This window comes from Arthrobacter crystallopoietes (genome assembly GCF_017603825.1).
Lineage (GTDB): Bacteria > Actinomycetota > Actinomycetes > Actinomycetales > Micrococcaceae > Crystallibacter > Crystallibacter crystallopoietes_B.
Genome location: NZ_CP072014.1, coordinates 3937339 through 3956366, shown reverse-complemented (window position 1 = coordinate 3956366; position 19028 = coordinate 3937339). Strand labels below are relative to the sequence as shown.

Genomic DNA, 19028 nt, shown 5'->3' with positions numbered 1-19028 from the left:
CCTAGCTTTCGGATTGTTTCTGGGGACGCGCGGAAATTCGGGGCAAGGCAGCAGTCGCGTCCGAGACCTTCTTCTTACCCCTGCGGACGGGACGCTCGTCGCCGTCGTCGGACTCAAGGAGTTCCTCGAGGACGCTTCGGAGTTCGCTGCGGACGAAGTCGCGGGTGGCCACTTCCTGCAGCGCAATGCGCAGCGCCGCCAGTTCACGCGTCAGGTACTCCGTATCGGAAAGGTTCCGCTCGGCCCGCTGGCGGTCCTGCTGGAGCGAGACCTTGTCCCGGTCGTCCTGACGGTTCTGGGCCAGCAGCAGCAACGGTGCGGCGTAGGATGCCTGCAAGGAAAGCATCAGCGTCAGCGCGGTGAAACCCAGTGCCGCGCTGTCGAAGCGCAACGACGGCGGCCCCCACGTATTCCAGCCGAGCCAGATCAGACAGAAGACCGACATCCAGACCAGGAACTGCGGGGTTCCCATAAACCGGGCGAAGTTCTCGGTGGCGCTGCCGAAAGCATCCGGGTTGGGCCGCAACCGCGGAAGCAGACGGGCGCGCGCCTCGCGGGGGATGTCCAGCGCACCGGCGGTATTCTTCTTCTCAGCCATTGCGGCCCACCTTCCGGCTCAGCGATACTTCATCATCCTGCGCCCTCCAGTCGTCGGGCAGCAGATGGTCGAGCACATCATCCACCGTAACCGCACCAACGAGCCTGTCGTCCTCGTTCACCACAGCGAGCGAGTTCAGGTTGTAGGTGGCCAGCATCCGTGCCACCTCGCTGACGTCAGCCTGGTCCGACACCGGATCAAGGTCCGTATCCACAATATTGCCCAATGCCTCCGGCGGCGGATAGCGCAGCAACTGCTGGATATGCACGACGCCGAGATAGCGCCCAGTGGGTGTTTCCAGCGGCGGCCGGCAGACGAAAATGGCCGATGCCAACGCGGGCGTCAGTTCCTCGCGGCGCACGTGGGCCAGAGCCTGGGCCACCGTAGCTTCCGGAGGCAGGATAACCGGAACCGGGGTCATGATGGAGCCGGCAGTGTTCTCCTCATACTCCATGAGGCGTCGGACGTCTTTGGCTTCCTCTGGCTCCATGCGCTGGAGCAGTTCTTCTTTCTGCTCTTCGGGCAGTTCCGCCAGCAGGTCTGCTGCGTCGTCGGGGTCCATTTCTTCCAGGACATCCGCGGCACGTTCAATGTCCAGCGAGGACAGGATCTGGACCTGGTCGTCGTCCGGAAGCTCCTGCAGCACCGCGGCGAGCCGCTGGTCCTGCAGCTCGCTGGCTACCTCGATCCGGCGTTTGCCCGTCATCTCGTGCAGGGCTTCGGCAAAGTCCGCTGCTTTGAGGTCCTCGTGGCTGGCCACGAACGCCGTTGCGGCCTGCGGCTCGTTCCGGGCGCCCTGCTGGGCCTCGTCCCAGTCAATGATGAGCGTCTCATTGCGGCGCAGGCTGCGTAGCGGGGACGTGGAATGGCCGCGCCGGACAAACAGCTGGGAGACGTACCAGTCGCCGTTCCTGGATTTTTCCATCGCAATGTCTTCGATGGTGGCGTCGCCGCTGCCGTCCGCCAGAGTGACCCGGCGGTCGAACATCTCCGCGACCATCAGCATTTCCGCGCCACGCTGTTCGAACCGGCGCAGGTTGACCAATCCGGTACAGATGATTTGGCTGGAGTTGATCGAGGTAATCCTGGTCATAGGCACAAAGACGCGTTTCTTGCCGGGTACCTCGACGACAATGCCCACGACCTGGGGCGGCTTGGCCCCGCCGCGGTCAAGCGCTACGGCATCACGCAGCCGACCCAGACGGTCGCCCAAAGGATCGAAAACGTCCAGGCCGAGCAGGCGTGCAACGAAGACTCTGGTTGGATTTGTGCTCACCCCATTAGGCTACGTGGTATGCGCCGTCCAAGCCGCACCGGGGCGCGCCAAAGGCTGCAGACGTTCACCTGAAGCGATACCGGGCACATTGACGGGACAATGTGGGAGACAATGAAGATATGTCAATGCTTGGCCGTACCGAATCACGTGACCTGAAGCCAGGGCTTCCGCAAGGCGAGTTGCTCGGCAACTACCGGACTTACCTGGACGCGCAGAAAGTGGTGGACTACCTGGCGGACCAGGAGTTCCCCGTCCAGCACGTGACCATTGTAGGCAATGACCTCAAGTCCGTGGAACGCGTCACTGGCCGGCTGAGTTATCCGAAGGTTGCTCTCTCCGGGGCGGCAACGGGTGCATGGTTCGGTCTGTTCGTTGGGCTTCTGCTGATGTTGTTCGGCGGTGGCGGAAGCTACATGCTGGTGCTCTCTTCGATGGCCATGGGCGCCGCGTTCTGGATCCTGTTCGGTGTGGTCAGCTATGCGTTTACCCGCGGCAAGCGGGACTTCACCTCGACCCAGCAGACGGTTGCTACCAGCTACGACGTCGTCGTTGCCACCGAAGTGGCGCACGAGGCACGCCGGCTGGCCTCACAGCTGCCGATGCCCGGCCATGCTTTCCACCCGGGTGCACAGGGGCCGGGCCACGGTCAGCAGCCGCAGCAACCCCAGCAGCAGCAGCCGATGCCTGACCGTCCGGCACAGTGGGGCGATCCGTACCAGCAGCCCGGCCAGAACCAGCCCGGCCAGAACCAGTCCGGCCAGCCAGGCATCCCGCCGCAGCCAAGCAGCCAGCCGTCGGCAGGTGCCGGCGAGGAAAACGGCGGCGAGACAACGGGTATGCCGGTGCGGGGCCGTTTCCCGGATCTGCCGGACGGCCGTCCCCAGTACGGCGTCCGCATCTCGCCGGAGCACGAACAGGGCCAGCCGGATGACCGCGGCGGGCCTTCGGGTAATCCGGACGACGAGCGGAAACAGGACCAGCATCCGGAGGGTCCTGCGGGGCAGCCGCGGCAGTAAGGCCGCCGGCTTCCAGCGAAAACAAAACAGTAAGGGACGGAACCGCAACGGCTCCGTCCCTTACTGATTTTGCTGTCTGGTCCTGCGGCAATTGGCCGGACAGAGGCTGCCCGGCCAGGCAGGCTATTCCCCCGTGGGGCTGTAGATGCCGGCCATCCAGGACTCGACCTCGTCAGGTTTGCGCGGCAGCGCTGCGCTGAGGTTTACCGGACCATCGGCGGTCATCAGGATGTCATCCTCGATCCGGATACCGATGCCGCGGTATTCCTCCGGAACCGCCAGGTCTTCGTTCTTGAAGTAGAGGCCCGGTTCGATGGTGAAAACCATGCCTTCCGTGAGGATGCCGTCCAGATAGAGCTCGCGCTTGGCCTGCGCACAGTCATGGACGTCCAGCCCCAGGTGGTGGCTGGTCCCGTGCGGCATCCAGCGCCGGTGATGCTGGCCGCGCTCCGACAGCGCCTCCTCCAACGAAACGGGCAGCACACCCCACTCGTCCAGCCGCTCGGCCAGTACCGTTACGGCAGCTGTGTGGACATCGCGGAACTTCGCGCCCGGCTGGGCGGCGGCGAAACCGGCATCAGCCGCGTCCAGCACGGCCTGGTAGATCTTGCGCTGGATCCCGCTGAAGCTGCCGTTGACCGGAAGGGTGCGGGTTACGTCCGCGGTGTACAAGGAGTCGGCCTCCACCCCGGCATCGAGCAGCAGCAGATCGCCGGCGTTGACCCGGCCGTTGTTGCGGATCCAGTGCAGGATCGTTGCGTTGTTGCCCGCTGCGGCAATCGTGTCATAGCCGAGATCATTGCCCTCTTCACGGGCGCGGGCGAAGAACGCGCCTTCGACCACGCGCTCACCCCGGTCATGGGTAATCGCGCGCGGCAGGACCTTGACCACTTCATGGAAGCCGTTGATGGTGGCGGCTACGGCCTTTTTGATTTCCGCAATTTCCCACTCGTCCTTGAGCAGGCGCAGTTCGGACAGGGCTTCGGCAAGCAAGGCGTCGAGCTTGTCGGACTCTTCCAGGTCCACCCCCGTGTTGATGCGGGAAGTGTCGACGAGCGCGTCCACGTTCATGTCCACTTCGCGCAGTAGGCGGATACGCATTCCGCCGACGCTGACCACGCCTGCGCCCTTGGTGATGGCCACCTCGAGCTCGCTCAGGTCCGCGGTGTCCAGGTCCAGCAGCTGGTTGAGCTCGGGCAGGGTGGGCCGTGGGCCGATCCAGAATTCGCCGTAGCGTGCGTTGGCATAGAAATCCGGCGTATCCCGGCCCGACAGCGGACGGAAGTAGAGCGTGGCATGGTGGTGGCCGCCGTCGTCGCCCGTGCCTTCTGCCGTCGGTTCCAGAACCAGGACGGCTTCGGGCTCATGGTCCAGTCCGAGGCCGGTCAGGTGGGCGAAGCCGGAATGCGGGCGGAACCGGTAGTCCGTGTCATTGGAGCGGACCTTGAGCGGACCGGCGGGGATGACCAGCCGCTCGCCACGGAACTTCTCCGAAATGGCACGACGGCGGCGTGCGGCATGTGGTGCCACCTCGGCTTTGGCGGGAGCTTGGGGGGTACTGGGGGCCCAGTTGCTGCCCATGAAGTCTTTAAAAGCATCGGATTCAGGGCGTTGCGATCGGTTGTTTCCGCGCTCTTCGAGCGGCTGCCCTTCGGAAGCCTGCAGGGGGGCGCTGTCATTGACGTCTGTACTCACCGAACCATCGTCTCACCGGCGCCAAGACCTGCCAAACGTTCCAGCACAGCATTCCGGTGCCGGTGCGCGGTAGATTGGTGGCGTGAGAATCGATCTGCACGCACACTCCACAGTCTCGGACGGCACGCAACCGCCCGCCGACGTTGTACGTTCGGCTGCCGCCGCAGGCCTGGACGTAGTCGCGCTCACCGACCACGATTCGACGGCAGGCTGGGAGCCCGCTTTCGCGGCTGCACGGGAGTACGGCATCGGGCTGGTACCCGGCATGGAAGTGACCTGCCACTCTGTGCAGGGGATCAGTGTGCACGTCCTGGCCTACCTGCACGACCCGGCCCACCCAGGACTGCTGGCAGAAATTGGCAAAGCCCGGGACGCGCGGCTGACCAGGGCCGAACGGATGGTCGAACTGCTGGCGGAGGACTATCCGATCACCTGGGCGGACGTTAACGCCCATACGGCCCACGGCGCAACGGTGGGGCGTCCGCATATCGCTGATGCCTTGGTGGCGGCGGGCATCGTTTCCGACCGCAGCGAGGCGTTCGCACATATTTTGACGTCCCGTTCGCGGTATTACATCACGCACTATGCCCCGGAACCCGCGCGCGCCGTCGAACTGATTAAGCAGGCGGGCGGCGTGGCCGTCTTCGCCCATCCCGTCGCCTCCAGCCGCGGCAGGGTTGTCGGTGAAGAAGTCTTCCGGGAAATGATCGACGCCGGGCTCGACGGCGTGGAGGTTGACCACCGGGATAATCCGGAGGAAGGCAAGGCCTGGCTCCGGCGGCTGGCCGCCGAAAACGGGCTGCTGGTCACCGGATCCAGCGACTACCACGGGGCGGGCAAACCCAACCGGCTGGGGGAGAATACGACGTCTGTGCAGGTGCTCGAAAGGATCCTCGAACGGGGCACGGGAAGTGCTGCCTACCTCCCGCAGCGGGACACAAAAGACGGCTACCAGGCACAATGATGCTAAAGTATTGAAAGTACGATGCTTGCTTGTGGCAATCTTCCGATGTCTTTGAGCCGGAAAACGCGCAAGTAGGAAGCATTACTAATCCCGTAGTCGGCTGAAGAACAGCCACTGCCTTTGCGGCGCGGACGGATTCCGGCCGCATTTTTGTGTGTTGCAGCGAATGCAGCTTGTTTGGGTCCGGCGTCGTGCCGGACGGGAGTGCGCGCCTCGAATCCATCACCGGATTCAGAAGTCCGCGGCCTTTTTGACGAGGAACCGCCGGACGAAACGTGGAAATAGAGCCTCGACGGCCGGCGCGCGTTGAATCTGGCAGGTGCCCGGTGAGCCTGTCATGAGGAGAGGAAACGAATGACGCCAGAGGCGGAGTTCTATCAACTGAGCGGCTGGACGGTAATCCTGCTGTTGGTGCTGTTTTATGGCGGCACACTCCTGATGTCCACACTCATCGGGAAAAAGAAGGAAAACGCCGACGGTTACATGACCGCAGGCAACAAAGTCGGCTTCGGGATTTCCGCGGCCAGCATGACGGCGACCTGGATCTGGGCGTCCTCCATGTACGCCTCGGCGACGTCGGGCTACACCTACGGCATTTCGGGACCGATCCATTATGGTCTCTGGGGTGCACTGATGATCCTGTTCATCTACCCCTTCGGCAAGCGCATCCGCAAAGTGGCGCCAAAAGCCCACACGCTCGCTGAGGTTATGCACGCCCGACACGGTCGTTCCAGCCAGCTCATGCTGGCCGGTTCGAACGTCGTCGGGAGCCTTATCAGCCTCACCTCGAACTTTATCGCCGGCGGTGCACTGATTGCGTTGCTGTCACCGTTCAGCTTCTCCCAAGGCATCATTGTGATTGCCGCCGGCGTGCTGCTCTACACGCTGTGGTCCGGCTTCCGGGCTTCCGTGATGACGGACTTTGCCCAGGTCGTCGCCATGCTTGGCGCCGTCGTCGTTATTATCCCGGTGGTCTTTTTCTCCGCAGGCGGCCCCGACATGTTTGCCCAGGGTGCGGCAAATCTGACGCCGCAGCAGTCCAACTTCTTCTCTTCGGATGCGTTCCTGAACCAGGGTGCGCCGTACATCGCAGCAGTGCTGGCCTACGCTATCGGCAACCAGACCATCGCCCAGCGGCTCTTTGCAGTGCGTGAGGACCTGATCAAGAAGACCTTCGTCACCGCGACGGTCGGCTATGGAGCCACCATCATCGGTATCGGCATGCTCGGCGTCATGGCGCTGTACCTTGGTATTTCGCCTTCCGGCGGAGACACCAATAACCTGATCCCGCAGATGGCCTCCACCTACCTGGGGCCGATCCTGCTGGGTGTCTTCCTGATCATGATCATCGGCGCTCTGTCTTCGACGGCCGACTCTGATCTGGCCGCATTGTCCTCGATCATGATGGCGGACGTCTACGGACAGAACATCGCCAAGGGCAACGCCAACCCGAAGACCATGCTGATGGTTGGCCGCATCTCGATGATCGTTGCCACCGCCGCTGCGTTGTATTTCGCCAGCGGACAGATGAACATCCTCGACCTGCTGGTCTTCGTCGGTGCATTGTGGGGAGCGCTGGTCTTCCCGGTGATCGCCAGCTTCTACTGGGGCAAGGTCACCAACAAGGCGTTCACTGTTTCGGTGCTGGCGGCACTGGCCGTCTTCATCCCGGTCCGTTTCGAATGGTTCCCGATGGACGGCGCCACCGGGATCATCTTCGACGTGGTCTCCGTGGTGGGTATCGGCGTTGTGCTGGGCCTGATGTCCTTTGGGTTCTTCGGACTCAAGGCAGCCAGGATCATTGGTGCCCTGGGCGCGTTGGTTGCGGCACCGTTCGTCATCGGCTTCCTGCATGATTACACGGTTCTGACCGGTTCGCTGGTGGCCTACGCCGTCAGTACCGTGATCTGCTACGCCATGTCGGCGCGCAGCAAGCAGGACTTCGACTTCGCCCTGATCAAGCAGCGCATCGGCGATTACGACACGGATTCCGAGACGGAGCCGCAGCTCGACGCTACTGCTGCCGGCACCGCTGCAAGCGGCGCAGGAAAGTAAAGGAGAGATCAATGGAAACCATCCTTTTGACCATTTATGTACTGATGTGGCCGGTGATCGTCGGCGGAACCCTGTTCATGATCTGCAAGGGCTTCTTCCGCGACTGGGCCGAGGCTCGTAGAGAGGGTCGCACCATCATCTAAGCGACCCGATGCCAACAAAGGCGGCCGGACAGTTTCAATGAACTGTCCGGCCGCCTTTGTTCTGCCTGCGGCGTGCAGGACAGCGGATGTTTAGGCCCTAAGGTGCAGCTGCCGTTCCAAAGCGAACAACAGAGGCCTGGGGCGAGAGACGCTTGTCCATGACTTCGATCGCCTGCGGGTTCTGGTCCACGCAGACAAAGCGCCGTCCCAGCTGCCCCGCCACGGCGCCGAGGGTACCCGAACCGGCAAAGAAGTCCAGTACCCAGTCGTCTTTGCGGCTGCTGGCGGCCACAACGCGCCGGAGCAGGCCCTCGGGCTTCTGCGTGGGGTAGCCGGTCTTTTCCTTGCCTGTCGGGGACACGATGGTATGCCACCAGACATCCGTGGGAAGTTTGCCTCGGGCTGCCTTTTCCGCGGTGACCAGGCCCGGAGCCATATAAGGCTCGCGGTCCACCTCGGCGTTGTCGAAGTGGTAGGTGCGGGGGTTTTTCACATAGACCAGGATGTTGTCGTGCTTGGCGGGCCAGCGGTTCTTCGCACGGCCGCCGTAGTCGTAGGCCCAGATGATTTCGTTCAGGAAGGACTCGCGGCCAAACAGGGCATCCAGCAGCACCTTTGCGTAGTGCACCTCGCGGTAGTCCAGGTGCAGGTACAGTGTGCCGTCGTCGGCGAGCAGCCGCCATGCCTCGGCCAGTCTGGGCTCGAGGAAGGACCAGTAGTCGTCGAAGGCATCGTCGTAGCTGGAGAGCATGCCCTTGATGGTCTGGTAGGAGCGGCCCTGGAAGCCCACCCGGTCTCCCTCGCCGTCGACGCTCCGGACCATGGATAGCTGCTGCCGGCGCTGGGACCGACCGGTATTAAACGGGGGATCGACGTAGATGAGCGTGAAGGCGCCGTCCGGCAGCGTCGGCAGGAACTCCGCGTTGTCCGCGTGCACCACCAGATTGCTGCCGTCCGGCGACCACAAAGAACCGGGCCCGGGCCCGGAGACAGTCTCCGTCATAACTGAAGCGGTAGCCTTTTCTCGTCCGCTACTGCCGGTTATTCCGCGTTACCGGCGCCGGAGGTTTCCGGCGAACTAACCACTTCGCCGTTGCGCCGCCGGGTACGGCTGCGGCTGCGGCGCGGACGAACGCTCTCACCCTCGGTCTTGGCGGTGTTCTCGGCCTGGGCCGGACGCTCGGCGGCCGTACGGCCGGCAGCATCTTCGGTTTCGGAAGAACGACGGCGGCGCCGTCGGGGTCCGTCCGACGGTTCGGCTGCTGTGCGGGATCCGGCGTCGGAACGGCCTTCGCCGCGGCCGCGGCTGCCACCACGTTCGGAACCACGTCCGCCCTGGCGGCCGGAATCACGCCCGCCATGCTTCTTACCGGTTTCGCCCAGGTCTTCAAGCTCCTCGGCGTCGATGCCGGCGAGCTTGCGCTGGTTGCGGGGCAGGCGACCCTTGGTACCCTCGGGAATGTCCAGATCCGTGTACAGGTGCGGCGATGAGGAGTAGGTTTCTACCGGCTCCGGCTGGTCCAGGCCCAGAGCCTTGTTGATCAGGCCCCAGCGGGGAACATCGTCCCAGTCCACGAACGTGACCGCGGTGCCCTTGTTGCCAGCACGGCCGGTGCGGCCCACACGGTGCAGGTAGGTCTTCTCGTCTTCCGGGCACTGGTAGTTGATTACGTGGGTGACGTCGTCGACGTCGATACCGCGGGCAGCGACGTCGGTGGCGACGAGCACATCCACCTTGTCGCTGCGGAAGGCACGCAGCGCCTGTTCACGGGCGCCCTGGCCCAAGTCGCCGTGGATGGCGCCGGCGGCGAAACCGCGGTCAATCAGTTCTTCGGAGACCTTGGCAGCGGTGCGCTTGGTCTTCGTGAAAATGATCGTCCGGCCGCGGCCGCGGGACTGCAGGATTCGCGAGACAACCTCGGTCTTGTCCAGGTTGTGCGCACGGTAGATGACCTGGCGGATGTCTTTCTTGGTGATGCCCTCATCGTCCGGGTCAGCGGCGCGGATGTGCGTCGGCTGGGTCATGTAGCGCCGCGCCATGGCGACGACGGGGCCGGGCATGGTGGCTGAGAAGAGCATGGTCTGCCGGATGGCAGGGGTGGCGGCGATCAGCGTTTCCACATCGGGCAGGAAGCCTAGATCCAGCATTTCATCCGCCTCGTCGAGGATTACGATGCGCACGTTCTTCAGGTTCAGGTGGCGCTGCCGGTGCAAGTCAATCAGGCGTCCCGGAGTTCCCACAACCACTTCGACACCCTTGGCCAGCATCTCGGTCTGCGGCTCATAGGCCCTGCCGCCATAGATGGTGGCGATGCGCGCATTGCGGTGGCGCGAAGCGGTGGTGAGGTCCTTGGCCACCTGCACGGCCAGCTCGCGGGTCGGAACGATGACGAGGGCCTGCGGGGCGCCGGGGACGGGCAGTTTGTCATAACCGTCGTCTTCAGGGCCGACAACGCGCTGCAGCGCGGGAATGCCGAAACCCAGCGTCTTGCCGGTACCGGTCTTGGCCTGGCCGATGATGTCATGGCCGTCGAGCGCCACGGGCAGGGTCATGGACTGGATCGGGAAAGGGTGCGTGATGCCGGCGTCGAAGAGGGAGCGCACGATGTCGGCGCGGACGTTGAAATCGGCGAAGGTCTGCTGCGGAATCTCGTGCGGACGTTCATCGGAAGCGAGGCTTGCCTCGACTTCGATTTCTTCAAGGCTGTTTTCCGCATGGAGCAGGTTGTTCTGGTCCACGAGGGAATTCTCAGTGTTCAATTAAATACCATTCAAATAAGGCGCCTGGGCCCCGGTGCTCAACGACACGGCCATCTGGCGGCCGTGCGGAACTGTCCGGTTGCGTGACGCAGCCAGTGGAAGCCGATCGCGGGCTAACAACTGCGTGCCGGTGCAAGCCATCATGGCCATGCCGGCGGGTTAAAGATCGCGTAGGTGCGGACCTGTTGATGAATTTACTAACAATCAACGACCGGGCATCCAGTTCTACAGTGACCAGTCTACCGGCTGACACCAAATCGTCTCCCGGGCTGGCTCCGCGGCGCGGATGGACGGACCGCTCAGGCCGGGATGATCAGCTCGAATCGGACAGTGCGCTTCTCGATATCGGCCTCGACCAGACGGGCCCTGATGGCTGTGCCGGCCTGCAGTTCGCCGTCGCAACGCGCACTGACAGCCGGATCACTGATCTGGATAGTGCCGTGCGGGACGGCATCCTTATGGCCATTTCCATTGGAATTATGGTTGGAGTGGTTATTGGAATTGCGGGCCGATATCACCACGGCGTCGAATTCCTCACCCACCCGGTGGCTGAGCAGGGCCGCTTCCACCGCGTCCAGCGCCGCACGTTCCAGCCGTCCGGACAGCTGGTCCGAGGCAGCCATCAGCTGGGGGAGTAGCGGTAAGGCCTGCCGGGCCCAGTTGGGCACTTCGGTCCTTGCACACAACGCCTCGCAGATGACGAGGACGAAGCGGTCCACCAGACGGCGCAGCGGTGCGGTGGTGTGGGCATAGGCTGCAGCGATCGCGGCCTGAGTCTGCTCCTGCGGCACCTCGCCGTCGAACGGCGTGTAGCCGGCGCCGCGGAACAGCGATCCGGCGGCGTTCATCAATGCCAGTTGTTTCGGATCCGCGGTGTCGAGGCCGCGCAGATATTCGCCGTACGCAATTCCCTCCGGCCAGGGGTGGCCCAGAGCCTTGGTCTGGCGGCGGAAGCGGGCTTCCGACTCCCCGTCCGGAGCGGGCATGGTGCGCAGGATCCCTACCTTGCCCTCGAGCATGATTTCCGCTGCTGCCATGCCGGTCATCAGCGAAATCTGGGCGTTCCAGTCCTCGACCGGCCGTGCCGGCCGAGCCACGATGAAGTAATGGCGCCCGTCATGGGCTATTTCCTCATCCGGCAGGTTCAGGCTTGCGCCGCCGCGCTGCCGCTCCAACTCGATGCGCTTGAGCCCTACTTCTTTGAGCAGCTGCAGATAGACCGGCGCCTCGCCGGAATCAATGTCCTGCTGGACCTGTTCATAGTTCAGCTTGGCCCGGCTGCGCATTCTTGCCCGGCGCAGCGACACCGTACTGACGACCGCTGCGGCGTCGAGCTCGAATTCCCACACGAACGCGCTGCGGTCCTGGTCCGGGAGGAGGCTGCCGGCGTCTTCGCTGATCACCGGCGGGTGCAGCGGAATGCGTCCATCGGGAGCGTATATGGTCTGGCCGCGCCGTCGCGTCTCAGCATCTAGTTCACCACCGGGAGCAACAAAAGCGGGAACATCGGCGATGGCATACCAGAGCCGGTAGCCCTCGCCGTCGCGCTCGATGTACATCGCTTGGTCCAGGTCAGTGGAGCTCGGTGGGTCGATGGTGACGAAGTCCAGCCCGGTCAGGTCCACGGCAGGCATGGACTGCTCCGCCACGGCCTTTTCGGCCTCTGCAATGACCGAAGGGCTGAACGCCGCGGGAAGTTCCAGCTCACTGCGCAGTTCCTTCAGCACGCGGGCGAGCAGATGCTGTGATTCATTAACTCTGGCGTCAACGTGTGAATACGGCACAGGCCCAGCCTATCGCCACAGCGACACAGGTGGGGCGTTAGGGTAGTGCTCATGAGCTCCGAAGGATCCTTCCCCACAGATCGTCCAGCCGCCAGCAACGGGACCGGAGCGGAACATCTGCAGCATGTCGTTGATCTGTACGGCGTCATGGCCTACGGCGAGTTGTCCGCCTTCGAGCGGTTCTCCTCGGACGCCCGTTTCTCGCCGACGTTGAAAGACCGCGCTGATCTCGGGCGCCTCGCCGTCGTCGAATTCGGGCACTTTGAACTTGTCAGCGCCGAGCTGGCGCGCCTTGGTGTCGACGTGCAGGTTGCCATGGCGCCTTTTCAGGCTTCGATCGACGCGTTCCACGAGCGGACGCGGCCCGGAGACTGGTACGAATCTTTGATGAAGGCGTACGTCACCGATGCCGTTTCTGGAGATTTCTACCGTGCGATCGCCGACCGGCTGGATCCGGATACCCGGGCGCTCGTGTCCAGGATCAAGGAAAACGGAGACCAGTTGGCCCTGCTGACCACACGGCTGCGCAGGGCGCTCGAGCATGACGAGCGGCTGGCCTCGAGGCTGGCCCTGTGGGGTCGGCGGCTAGTCGGCGAGGCGTTGACGCAGGCGCAGCGCATCGGTATCGAGCGGGCTTTCCTGGGCGCCCTGCTGGGACTGGATGAACCGGCCTCCCAGCAGGCGGTCACCGCGGAGCTCTTCGCGGAACTGACCCGGAACCATTCCCGCCGGATGAATGCCCTGGGCCTGACCGCCTGAACGTTCACGCCACCGGCCGGCCGAACAGGGGGTTACAAGGGCGGCAGCGCGGACTTCAGCGCCCGGGCGGCCTCGGCCGGATCGTCGGCATCGGTGACGGCGCGAACGACGACGACGCGTTTGGCCCCGGCCTCCACTACCTGCCCGATGTTGTCCAGATCGATGCCGCCAATGGCGAACCACCGCTTGCCGGAACCAGTCTGAGCCTGCCGGGCGGCAGTAAACTCCACCAGCTGAAGACCGACGGCGGCCCTGCCCGGCTTGGTCGGGGTGGCCCACAGCGGCCCGGTGCAGAAATAGTCCAGGGCCTCATCGGCCATGGCGGCTGATGCCTGTTCCGGAGTGTGGGTGGAGCGGCCGATGGCGGCAGCGGGCCCGAGCACGGACCGGGCCGCGGCCGGCGGAAGGTCCTGCTGGCCGACGTGGAAGACCGGTGCCCCGGCCACTGCAGCCAGGTCCGCCCTGTCGTTGACGGACCACGGCTTTGAATGCCGGGCGGCAACGTCGGCAAGCACGCCGAGCAACTCCAGCTCTTCGGCGGCATCGAGGGACTTGTCCCGCAACTGGATGATGTCCACGCCGCCGGAGTAGGCAGCATCGAGGAACTGCTCGAAGTCCCCGCGGTCACGGCGCGCGTCGGTGCAAAGGTAAAGCTGGGCAGAGGAAAAATCCATACCTGCAACCATAATGGCAAACCGCGCAAGGAACTCCGCGCCCGCGGGACGTCGGCTTGCGGCAGTATGTGACGCCGGCGAAGCCACGACTATGGCTACACTGGAGAAAACACTGCGGGAGCCTGATACGGCGGCACGTGCGGCAATTGCCGGCGGCCGACAGGCTGAGAGGGTGCCTGGCACCGACCGTCGAACCTGATCCGGGTTATGCCGGCGTAGGGAAGGAAGCTCAAAGTGTCCAAACACGTTGCCGTCATCGGCGCGGGCATAGTGGGACTGGGAATCGCCGCAGAAGCCAGCCGCCGCGGCCACTGTGTCACCGTCATCGATCCCGCTCCCGCCACGGGCGCCACCTACGCCGCCGCCGGCATGCTGGCCCCGGTCAGCGAACTGCACTACCAGGAAGAGCGGCTGCTTGCCCTGACAAGCGAGTCCGCCCGGCTCTACCCTGGGTTCGTTGCGGGGCTGGGGGAGACCGGCTATCAGGAAACCGGGACCTTGGTCGCAGCTTTCGACGCTGCGGACCGCACCGCGCTCGCAGACCTGAAACAGGCGCAGCTGGCCGAAGGACTCGAGGTCCACGAGATCACCAGCCGCGAGGCACGGCGGCTCGAACCCAGCCTGGGCCCGGCCCTGACCGGCGCTTTCTACGCGCCGGGCGACCACCAAGTGGATCCACGGGCCCTTTCCGCGGCGTTAGTCAAGATGCTGCGGAACTCAGGCGCCGCCGTCGTAAGTAAAGAGGCAGCCGGACTCATCACCGATGCTGAGGGCACAGTTGTTGGCGTGCAGCTAGCCGGCGGAGAGGTCGTCGCGGCAGACGAAACGGTGGTCGCGAACGGGCTTGCGGCCGCCGCACTGTCCGGCTTGCCCGAAGGGCTGCGGCTACCGCTGCGTCCGGTGCACGGGGACATTCTGCGGCTGCGCGTGCCGACAGCCCTGCAACCACTCCTCACCTCCACAATCCGTGGCATCGTACGCGGGCACCCGGTTTATCTTGTCCCCCGCGGGGACGGGACGGTGGTGATCGGGGCCACCCAGCGTGAGGACGGGTCGGCGGATGTGTCGGCCGGCGGGGTGTACCAGTTGCTCCGCGACGCCCAGACACTGGTGCCGGCCGTCGCGGAACTCGCGCTCGAAGAGATGACCTGCCGCGCCCGGCCGGGAACACCGGATAATGCGCCGCTGCTGGGACGGGTGGCGGCAGGGGCGGAGGACCTTCCTGGTTTGGTCGTTGCCACCGGATTCTTCCGCCACGGAGTGCTCCTGACGCCGGCCGCGGCCAAGATCTGCGCCGACCTCATCGACGGAGTGCAAATCTCCGTCGAGCTACTGCAATTCAATCCCGACAGGTTCAGCAAAATGACCAAGGAGAGTCACGCATGAAGATCACCGTCAACGGCAGTCCGCAGACTTTGCCGGCCGCGCCGACACTGCTCGAGCTGGTGGCCCTGACCACCGGCCGTGAATTGGCGGCGGACGGGCGACCGGCCGACGGCGGACGGCTCGGTGTGGCTGTCGCGCTGAACGCGGAGGTAGCGCCGCGCGGAAGCTGGGCCCGGACGGTGCTGGCCGACGGCGACGGCATAGAACTCGTGACCGCAGTCCAGGGAGGCTGAGTAATGGACGAATTGATGATCGATGGGGTCAAACTCGGATCGCGCCTGATCATGGGCACGGGCGGGGCGCCGAGCCTGGATGGTTTGGGCGACGCGCTGCTGGCTTCCGGAACAGCACTTACAACGGTAGCGATGCGCCGCTACGCCGCCGGCACCGGCACCTCGGTCTTCGACCTGCTGGAGCGCCATGGCATCCGCGTGCTTCCGAACACGGCGGGCTGCTACACGGCGCGGGAAGCGGTGATGACCGCCGAACTTGGGCGCGAAGCCCTGGAAACGAACTGGGTGAAACTCGAAGTCATCGCTGACGAAGAGACGCTGCTGCCCGACGCGGTGGAACTTGTGGAGGCAACCGAGGCACTGGTCAACCGCGGGTTCAAGGTCTTCGCCTACACCAATGACGACCCGGTGCTGGCCCGCCGGCTCGAACTGCTGGGGGCAGCTGCGGTGATGCCGCTGGGTGCTCCGATCGGTACCGGACTGGGGATCCTGAATCCGCACAACATCGAGTTGATTGTCTCGCGCGCCGGGATTCCGGTGGTGCTGGACGCCGGTATCGGCACGGCGTCGGACGCTGCGCTGGCCATGGAGCTTGGCTGCGACGCCGTCCTGCTGGCCACGGCGGTGACCAGGGCCCAACACCCGGTCCGCATGGCCGAAGCCTTCAAACATGCGGTCATCGCCGGTAGGCTGGCGGCAACAGGCGGCCGGATTCCCAAACGGGAGCACGCATTGGCTTCATCATCGTTTGCAGGCCGCCCGGATCTCTAGCCGCAGGAGGAGCAATGGGCGCCGAGGACAAGCTGGACAGCAAGCAGATCGATGAACAGCTCAGGACGCTGCCGGATTGGCGCCATAGCGAAGGTGCGCTGGTCACCGTATTCAAGCTTGAGAACGGGCGGGCTGCGCTGGATTTCATCGCCGGGGCGGGAGAGTTGGCCGAGGAGGCCAACCACCATCCGGACCTCGACTGGCGCTACAACAGGGTCTTCATCCGGTTGACATCACACGATGCGGGGTCCGCGGTAACAACCCGCGACGTCGCTGCAGCCACTTCGCTGAGCGAGCTTGCCATCCGCCTGGGGGCCACGGCCCAACCGGACAAGTACCCGGCCTGACGGCCAGGTACCCTCCGACGGGTCAGCGCAGGGCTTCGGTCAAGCGCTCCACATCCGCGGCGACGCGACGTCGTCCGACCAGGAGCGCCGTGAACCAGGCCACGGGAACGGTCAGCACCATGGGCAGCAGCCAGCTCAGATAATCCACGCCGGGCTGAGAGCCAAGGCCAGCGAACATCAGGATGAGCCACAAGAGGGTGGCGGCCAGGATGGCCGATGCCGGCAGCAGCAGGACGCCGTAGGCGTGGCGCTTGTTGTCGATGCCCCACGCGCTCATGCCTACGGCGGCTGCCACCAGAATGATCAGAACGAACTGGACCACGGTGCTGTTAGGAGTTAGAGGGCCCCGAAGCCGACCTTGCGCGGCTCCTCGGCGCCAATTTCCACATAGCCGAGGACATTGGTCGGGACGATGACCAGATTGCCCTTGCTGTCCTTCAGACGCAACTCGGCGCCGCCGTTCATGGCACGGGAAACCATTTCGGCAACTTCATCCGCGGACTCGTCGGACTCGACGACAATCTCGCGGCCGACGTTTTGAATACCAATCTTGATTTCCACTACTGATGCCTCCTGGTGTGCGAACGATGTCTAATTCGAAATCTATCTTAGGATTCCTTCGGGAACCGTGAAATTCCGCGCCAAGCTAAACGGTAGATCAAATCGACGGCGGTATCGCGCTCAAGCTCGTTGTCGGCCTGGAGCCAGTAACGGGCGCTGATCTGTGCCATCCCGGCCAGCGCCCGCCCCAGCAGCGTCGCCTCCACTTCCGACAGCTTCGTGTCGTCGGCGATGACAGCGGCTATGGCGCTGGCCAGCTGGGCGTTGAAGTCCTCCAGGCGTTTGCTGACGTCCGGATCATTGTTCAGGTCCGATTCGAACACCAGCCGGTGTGCCTGGCTCTCCTGTGAAATGAAGCGGTAGTAGGCGTCCATGGTGGCATGGACGCGCAGCTTGTTGTCGTTAGTGGAGTTCAGGGCAGCCATCAACATGGCCGTGAGCGATTCCAGATGGTGGTCCAGCAATGCCAGATAGAGCTCCCGCTTGCCCGGGAAATGCTGGTACAGCACAGGCTTGCTGACCCGGGCCGTCTCCGCGATTTCGTCCATCGCGGCGCCATGGTAGCCGTTAGCGACAAAAACTTCGTGCGCTGCCTGGAGCAGCTGGCGCCGGCGCTCCTCACGGGGCAGGCGTGCAGGCTTGGCCGCCGGCCGGGAATCAGTACTCACTGTCTTCGGACCTCATCTGGCACCGGATTGTGGCCGCGCGCCGGTATAGCAGGAATCTTGACTATCGTTCTCCAGCCAGTTTACGCGTCGGTAATACAGATCAATTCATCTATTCTGCCAACCCGTGCGCGTCGGCGTAGATTGGCACTATGAATACCCAGCAATCAGTGTTGTTGCCGCCATTGGTGGAGCCCGCGGCGGAACTGACGCAGGCCGAGATGGAGCGTTATTCGCGGCACCTGATCATTCCCGAAGTCGGCATGGCCGGACAGCTCCGGCTGAAGAACGCCAAGGTCCTCGTGATCGGTGCCGGCGGGCTGGGTTCTCCAGCCATGTTGTACCTGGCGGCGGCCGGAGTGGGCCGGATCGGCATTATTGACGATGACGTGGTCGAGACCAGCAATCTGCAGCGGCAGGTCATCCATACCGTCGCGGATCTGGGTCGCACCAAGGCGCAGTCGGCACGGGAAAGCATCCTGAACCTCAACCCCGGAGTGGACGTGGTGCTCCATGAAGTGCGGCTGGACAGGTCCAACGCGCTGGAGATCTTCACCGGCTATGATGTGATTCTGGACGGAACGGATAACTTCGCCACCCGTTATCTGGTCAACGACGCCGCCGCGATCCTGGGCAAGCCCTATGTCTGGGGGTCGATCCTGCGGTTCGACGGGCAGGTCAGTGTTTTCTGGGACAAGTACGGTCCGAATTACCGTGACCTCTATCCGGAAGCTCCGCCGGCCGGTTCCGTGCCCTCCTGCGCCGAAGGCGGCGTTCTGGGCGTGCTCTGCGCGCAAATCGGGTCCGTCATGGTTAACGAGGCCATCAAACTGATCACCGGCATTGGCCAGACGCTATTGGGCCGGGTCCTGATCTTCAACTCGCTCCAGATGAGCTGGCGCGAACTTCGCGTGCGCAAGGACCCGGACGGTGAACCGATCACCGAGCTGATGGACTACGAGGCATTCTGCGGCGTCGCGCCCGGAACCACGGTGGATGCCGACCATAGGGTCTCAGCGCGCCAACTGGCGGCCATGCTCCAGTCCCGAAGACAAGGCCAAGGAGACTTTGAGCTGATCGATGTGCGCGAGCCGGGCGAATTCGAGATCGTCAGCATTCCCGGTGCCACGCTGATTCCGAAGGGGCGGATCCTGTCCGGAGAGGCCTTGGGCGAGCTGCCCAGAGACCGGGACCTGGTCTTCCACTGCAAGGCCGGGACGCGTTCGGCCGAAGTGCTGCAGAATCTGCTGGACCACGGCTATACCCGGGTCCGGCATCTCGACGGCGGCATCCTCAGCTGGGTGCGTGAAATGGAGCCGGAAAAGCCGGTGTACTGAGCCG

Annotated in this window: 20 protein-coding genes and 1 riboswitch; of the genes, 10 read left to right on the top strand and 10 right to left on the bottom strand. The window is 64.1% G+C overall.

Translation table 11 applies throughout. The features are described from left to right. Position 1: 1 nt before the first annotated feature. Positions 2-598 (bottom strand): DUF1003 domain-containing protein, encoded by a 597-nt coding sequence (locus J5251_RS18085; RefSeq protein ID WP_139004750.1) that lies wholly within the window; start codon positions 596-598, stop codon positions 2-4. Next, a complete protein-coding gene (locus J5251_RS18080) occupies positions 591-1874 on the bottom strand; it encodes a magnesium transporter MgtE N-terminal domain-containing protein (RefSeq protein WP_208574777.1) in 1284 nt (427 codons plus the stop codon). The genes J5251_RS18085 and J5251_RS18080 overlap by 8 nt, the downstream gene beginning before the upstream one ends. 119 nt (positions 1875-1993) lie before the next feature. Here J5251_RS18080 and J5251_RS18075 point away from each other — a divergent pair, with 119 nt between their 5' ends. After that, positions 1994-2890 carry a general stress protein gene (locus J5251_RS18075; RefSeq protein ID WP_208574776.1) on the top strand — a complete coding sequence of 299 codons (897 nt, stop codon included), beginning with the start codon at positions 1994-1996 and terminating at the stop codon, positions 2888-2890. Between the two features lie 123 nt (positions 2891-3013). On the opposite strand, the gene J5251_RS18070 is transcribed toward J5251_RS18075, so the two are convergent. Next, positions 3014-4471 carry an aminopeptidase P family protein gene (locus tag J5251_RS18070; RefSeq protein WP_244250967.1) on the bottom strand — a complete coding sequence of 486 codons (1458 nt, stop codon included), beginning with the start codon at positions 4469-4471 and terminating at the stop codon, positions 3014-3016. 196 nt (positions 4472-4667) lie between these two features. Here J5251_RS18070 and J5251_RS18065 point away from each other — a divergent pair, with 196 nt between their 5' ends. The 3 genes from J5251_RS18065 (at position 4668) to J5251_RS20415 (ending at position 7747) form a co-directional block, all read left to right on the top strand. Further along, positions 4668-5549: a PHP domain-containing protein gene (locus J5251_RS18065; protein WP_208574774.1), complete on the top strand. Its 882-nt coding sequence runs from the start codon at positions 4668-4670 to the stop codon at positions 5547-5549. Positions 5550-5903: 354 nt separating this feature from the next. Further along, positions 5904-7604, top strand: a complete 1701-nt coding sequence (locus J5251_RS18060) for a sodium:solute symporter family protein (protein WP_208574773.1) — start codon at positions 5904-5906, stop codon at positions 7602-7604. Between the two features lie 11 nt (positions 7605-7615). Continuing rightward, entirely contained in the window at positions 7616-7747 is a 132-nt protein-coding gene (locus J5251_RS20415; RefSeq protein ID WP_240793011.1) for a putative transporter small subunit, read from the top strand. Between the two features lie 97 nt (positions 7748-7844). On the opposite strand, the gene J5251_RS18055 is transcribed toward J5251_RS20415, so the two are convergent. The 3 genes from J5251_RS18055 to J5251_RS18045 all read right to left on the bottom strand — a co-directional run bounded on the left by J5251_RS18055 (position 7845) and on the right by J5251_RS18045 (position 12291). After that, positions 7845-8750, bottom strand: coding sequence for a DNA-methyltransferase (locus tag J5251_RS18055; protein WP_208574772.1), 906 nt, complete (start codon positions 8748-8750; stop codon positions 7845-7847). Positions 8751-8788: 38 nt separating this feature from the next. After that, positions 8789-10507, bottom strand: a complete 1719-nt coding sequence (locus J5251_RS18050; RefSeq protein WP_244250719.1) for a DEAD/DEAH box helicase — start codon at positions 10505-10507, stop codon at positions 8789-8791. 299 nt (positions 10508-10806) lie between these two features. Beyond that, positions 10807-12291: an RNB domain-containing ribonuclease gene (locus J5251_RS18045; RefSeq protein WP_208574771.1), complete on the bottom strand. Its 1485-nt coding sequence runs from the start codon at positions 12289-12291 to the stop codon at positions 10807-10809. Positions 12292-12342: 51 nt separating this feature from the next. Between J5251_RS18045 and J5251_RS18040 the strand changes: the two genes are divergently transcribed. After that, the gene (locus J5251_RS18040) at positions 12343-13050 is read left to right on the top strand and encodes a ferritin-like fold-containing protein (protein WP_139004757.1); all 708 of its coding nucleotides are present in this window, start codon (positions 12343-12345) and stop codon (positions 13048-13050) included. Positions 13051-13082: 32 nt separating this feature from the next. On the opposite strand, the gene thiE is transcribed toward J5251_RS18040, so the two are convergent. Continuing rightward, entirely contained in the window at positions 13083-13724 is a 642-nt protein-coding gene (gene thiE, locus J5251_RS18035) for a thiamine phosphate synthase (RefSeq protein ID WP_208574770.1), read from the bottom strand. A 104-nt stretch (positions 13725-13828) separates the two neighbouring features. Then, positions 13829-13963: riboswitch (TPP riboswitch) on the top strand. On the opposite strand from thiE, the gene thiO reads away from it, so the two are divergent. From thiO to J5251_RS18015, 4 genes are all read left to right on the top strand, one after another. Continuing rightward, positions 13959-15110 (top strand): glycine oxidase ThiO, encoded by a 1152-nt coding sequence (thiO, locus tag J5251_RS18030; protein WP_208574769.1) that lies wholly within the window; start codon positions 13959-13961, stop codon positions 15108-15110. Its footprint overlaps the riboswitch before it by 5 nt. After that, positions 15107-15343, top strand: a complete 237-nt coding sequence (gene thiS / locus J5251_RS18025) for a sulfur carrier protein ThiS (RefSeq protein ID WP_139004760.1) — start codon at positions 15107-15109, stop codon at positions 15341-15343. The genes thiO and thiS overlap by 4 nt, the downstream gene beginning before the upstream one ends. A gap of 3 nt (positions 15344-15346) precedes the next feature. Next, positions 15347-16114 carry a thiazole synthase gene (locus J5251_RS18020; protein ID WP_208574768.1) on the top strand — a complete coding sequence of 256 codons (768 nt, stop codon included), beginning with the start codon at positions 15347-15349 and terminating at the stop codon, positions 16112-16114. Between the two features lie 14 nt (positions 16115-16128). Then, the gene (locus J5251_RS18015; protein ID WP_139004762.1) at positions 16129-16461 is read left to right on the top strand and encodes a 4a-hydroxytetrahydrobiopterin dehydratase; all 333 of its coding nucleotides are present in this window, start codon (positions 16129-16131) and stop codon (positions 16459-16461) included. A 22-nt stretch (positions 16462-16483) separates the two neighbouring features. Here J5251_RS18015 and J5251_RS18010 read toward each other — a convergent pair whose 3' ends face one another. From J5251_RS18010 to J5251_RS18000, 3 genes are read right to left on the bottom strand one after another with little or no spacing between them, the layout of a single operon-like run. Beyond that, the gene (locus tag J5251_RS18010) at positions 16484-16783 is read right to left on the bottom strand and encodes a hypothetical protein (protein WP_139004763.1); all 300 of its coding nucleotides are present in this window, start codon (positions 16781-16783) and stop codon (positions 16484-16486) included. Between the two features lie 14 nt (positions 16784-16797). Continuing rightward, positions 16798-17022, bottom strand: a complete 225-nt coding sequence (locus tag J5251_RS18005) for a DUF3107 domain-containing protein (RefSeq protein ID WP_074701505.1) — start codon at positions 17020-17022, stop codon at positions 16798-16800. 47 nt (positions 17023-17069) lie between these two features. Continuing rightward, on the bottom strand, positions 17070-17690 hold the full coding sequence (locus J5251_RS18000; RefSeq protein WP_139004764.1) for a TetR/AcrR family transcriptional regulator: 621 nt from the start codon (positions 17688-17690) through the stop codon (positions 17070-17072). Between the two features lie 149 nt (positions 17691-17839). Between J5251_RS18000 and moeB the strand changes: the two genes are divergently transcribed. Further along, on the top strand, positions 17840-19024 hold the full coding sequence (gene moeB / locus J5251_RS17995) for a molybdopterin-synthase adenylyltransferase MoeB (protein WP_244250718.1): 1185 nt from the start codon (positions 17840-17842) through the stop codon (positions 19022-19024). The last annotated feature ends 4 nt before the right edge of the window (positions 19025-19028 follow it).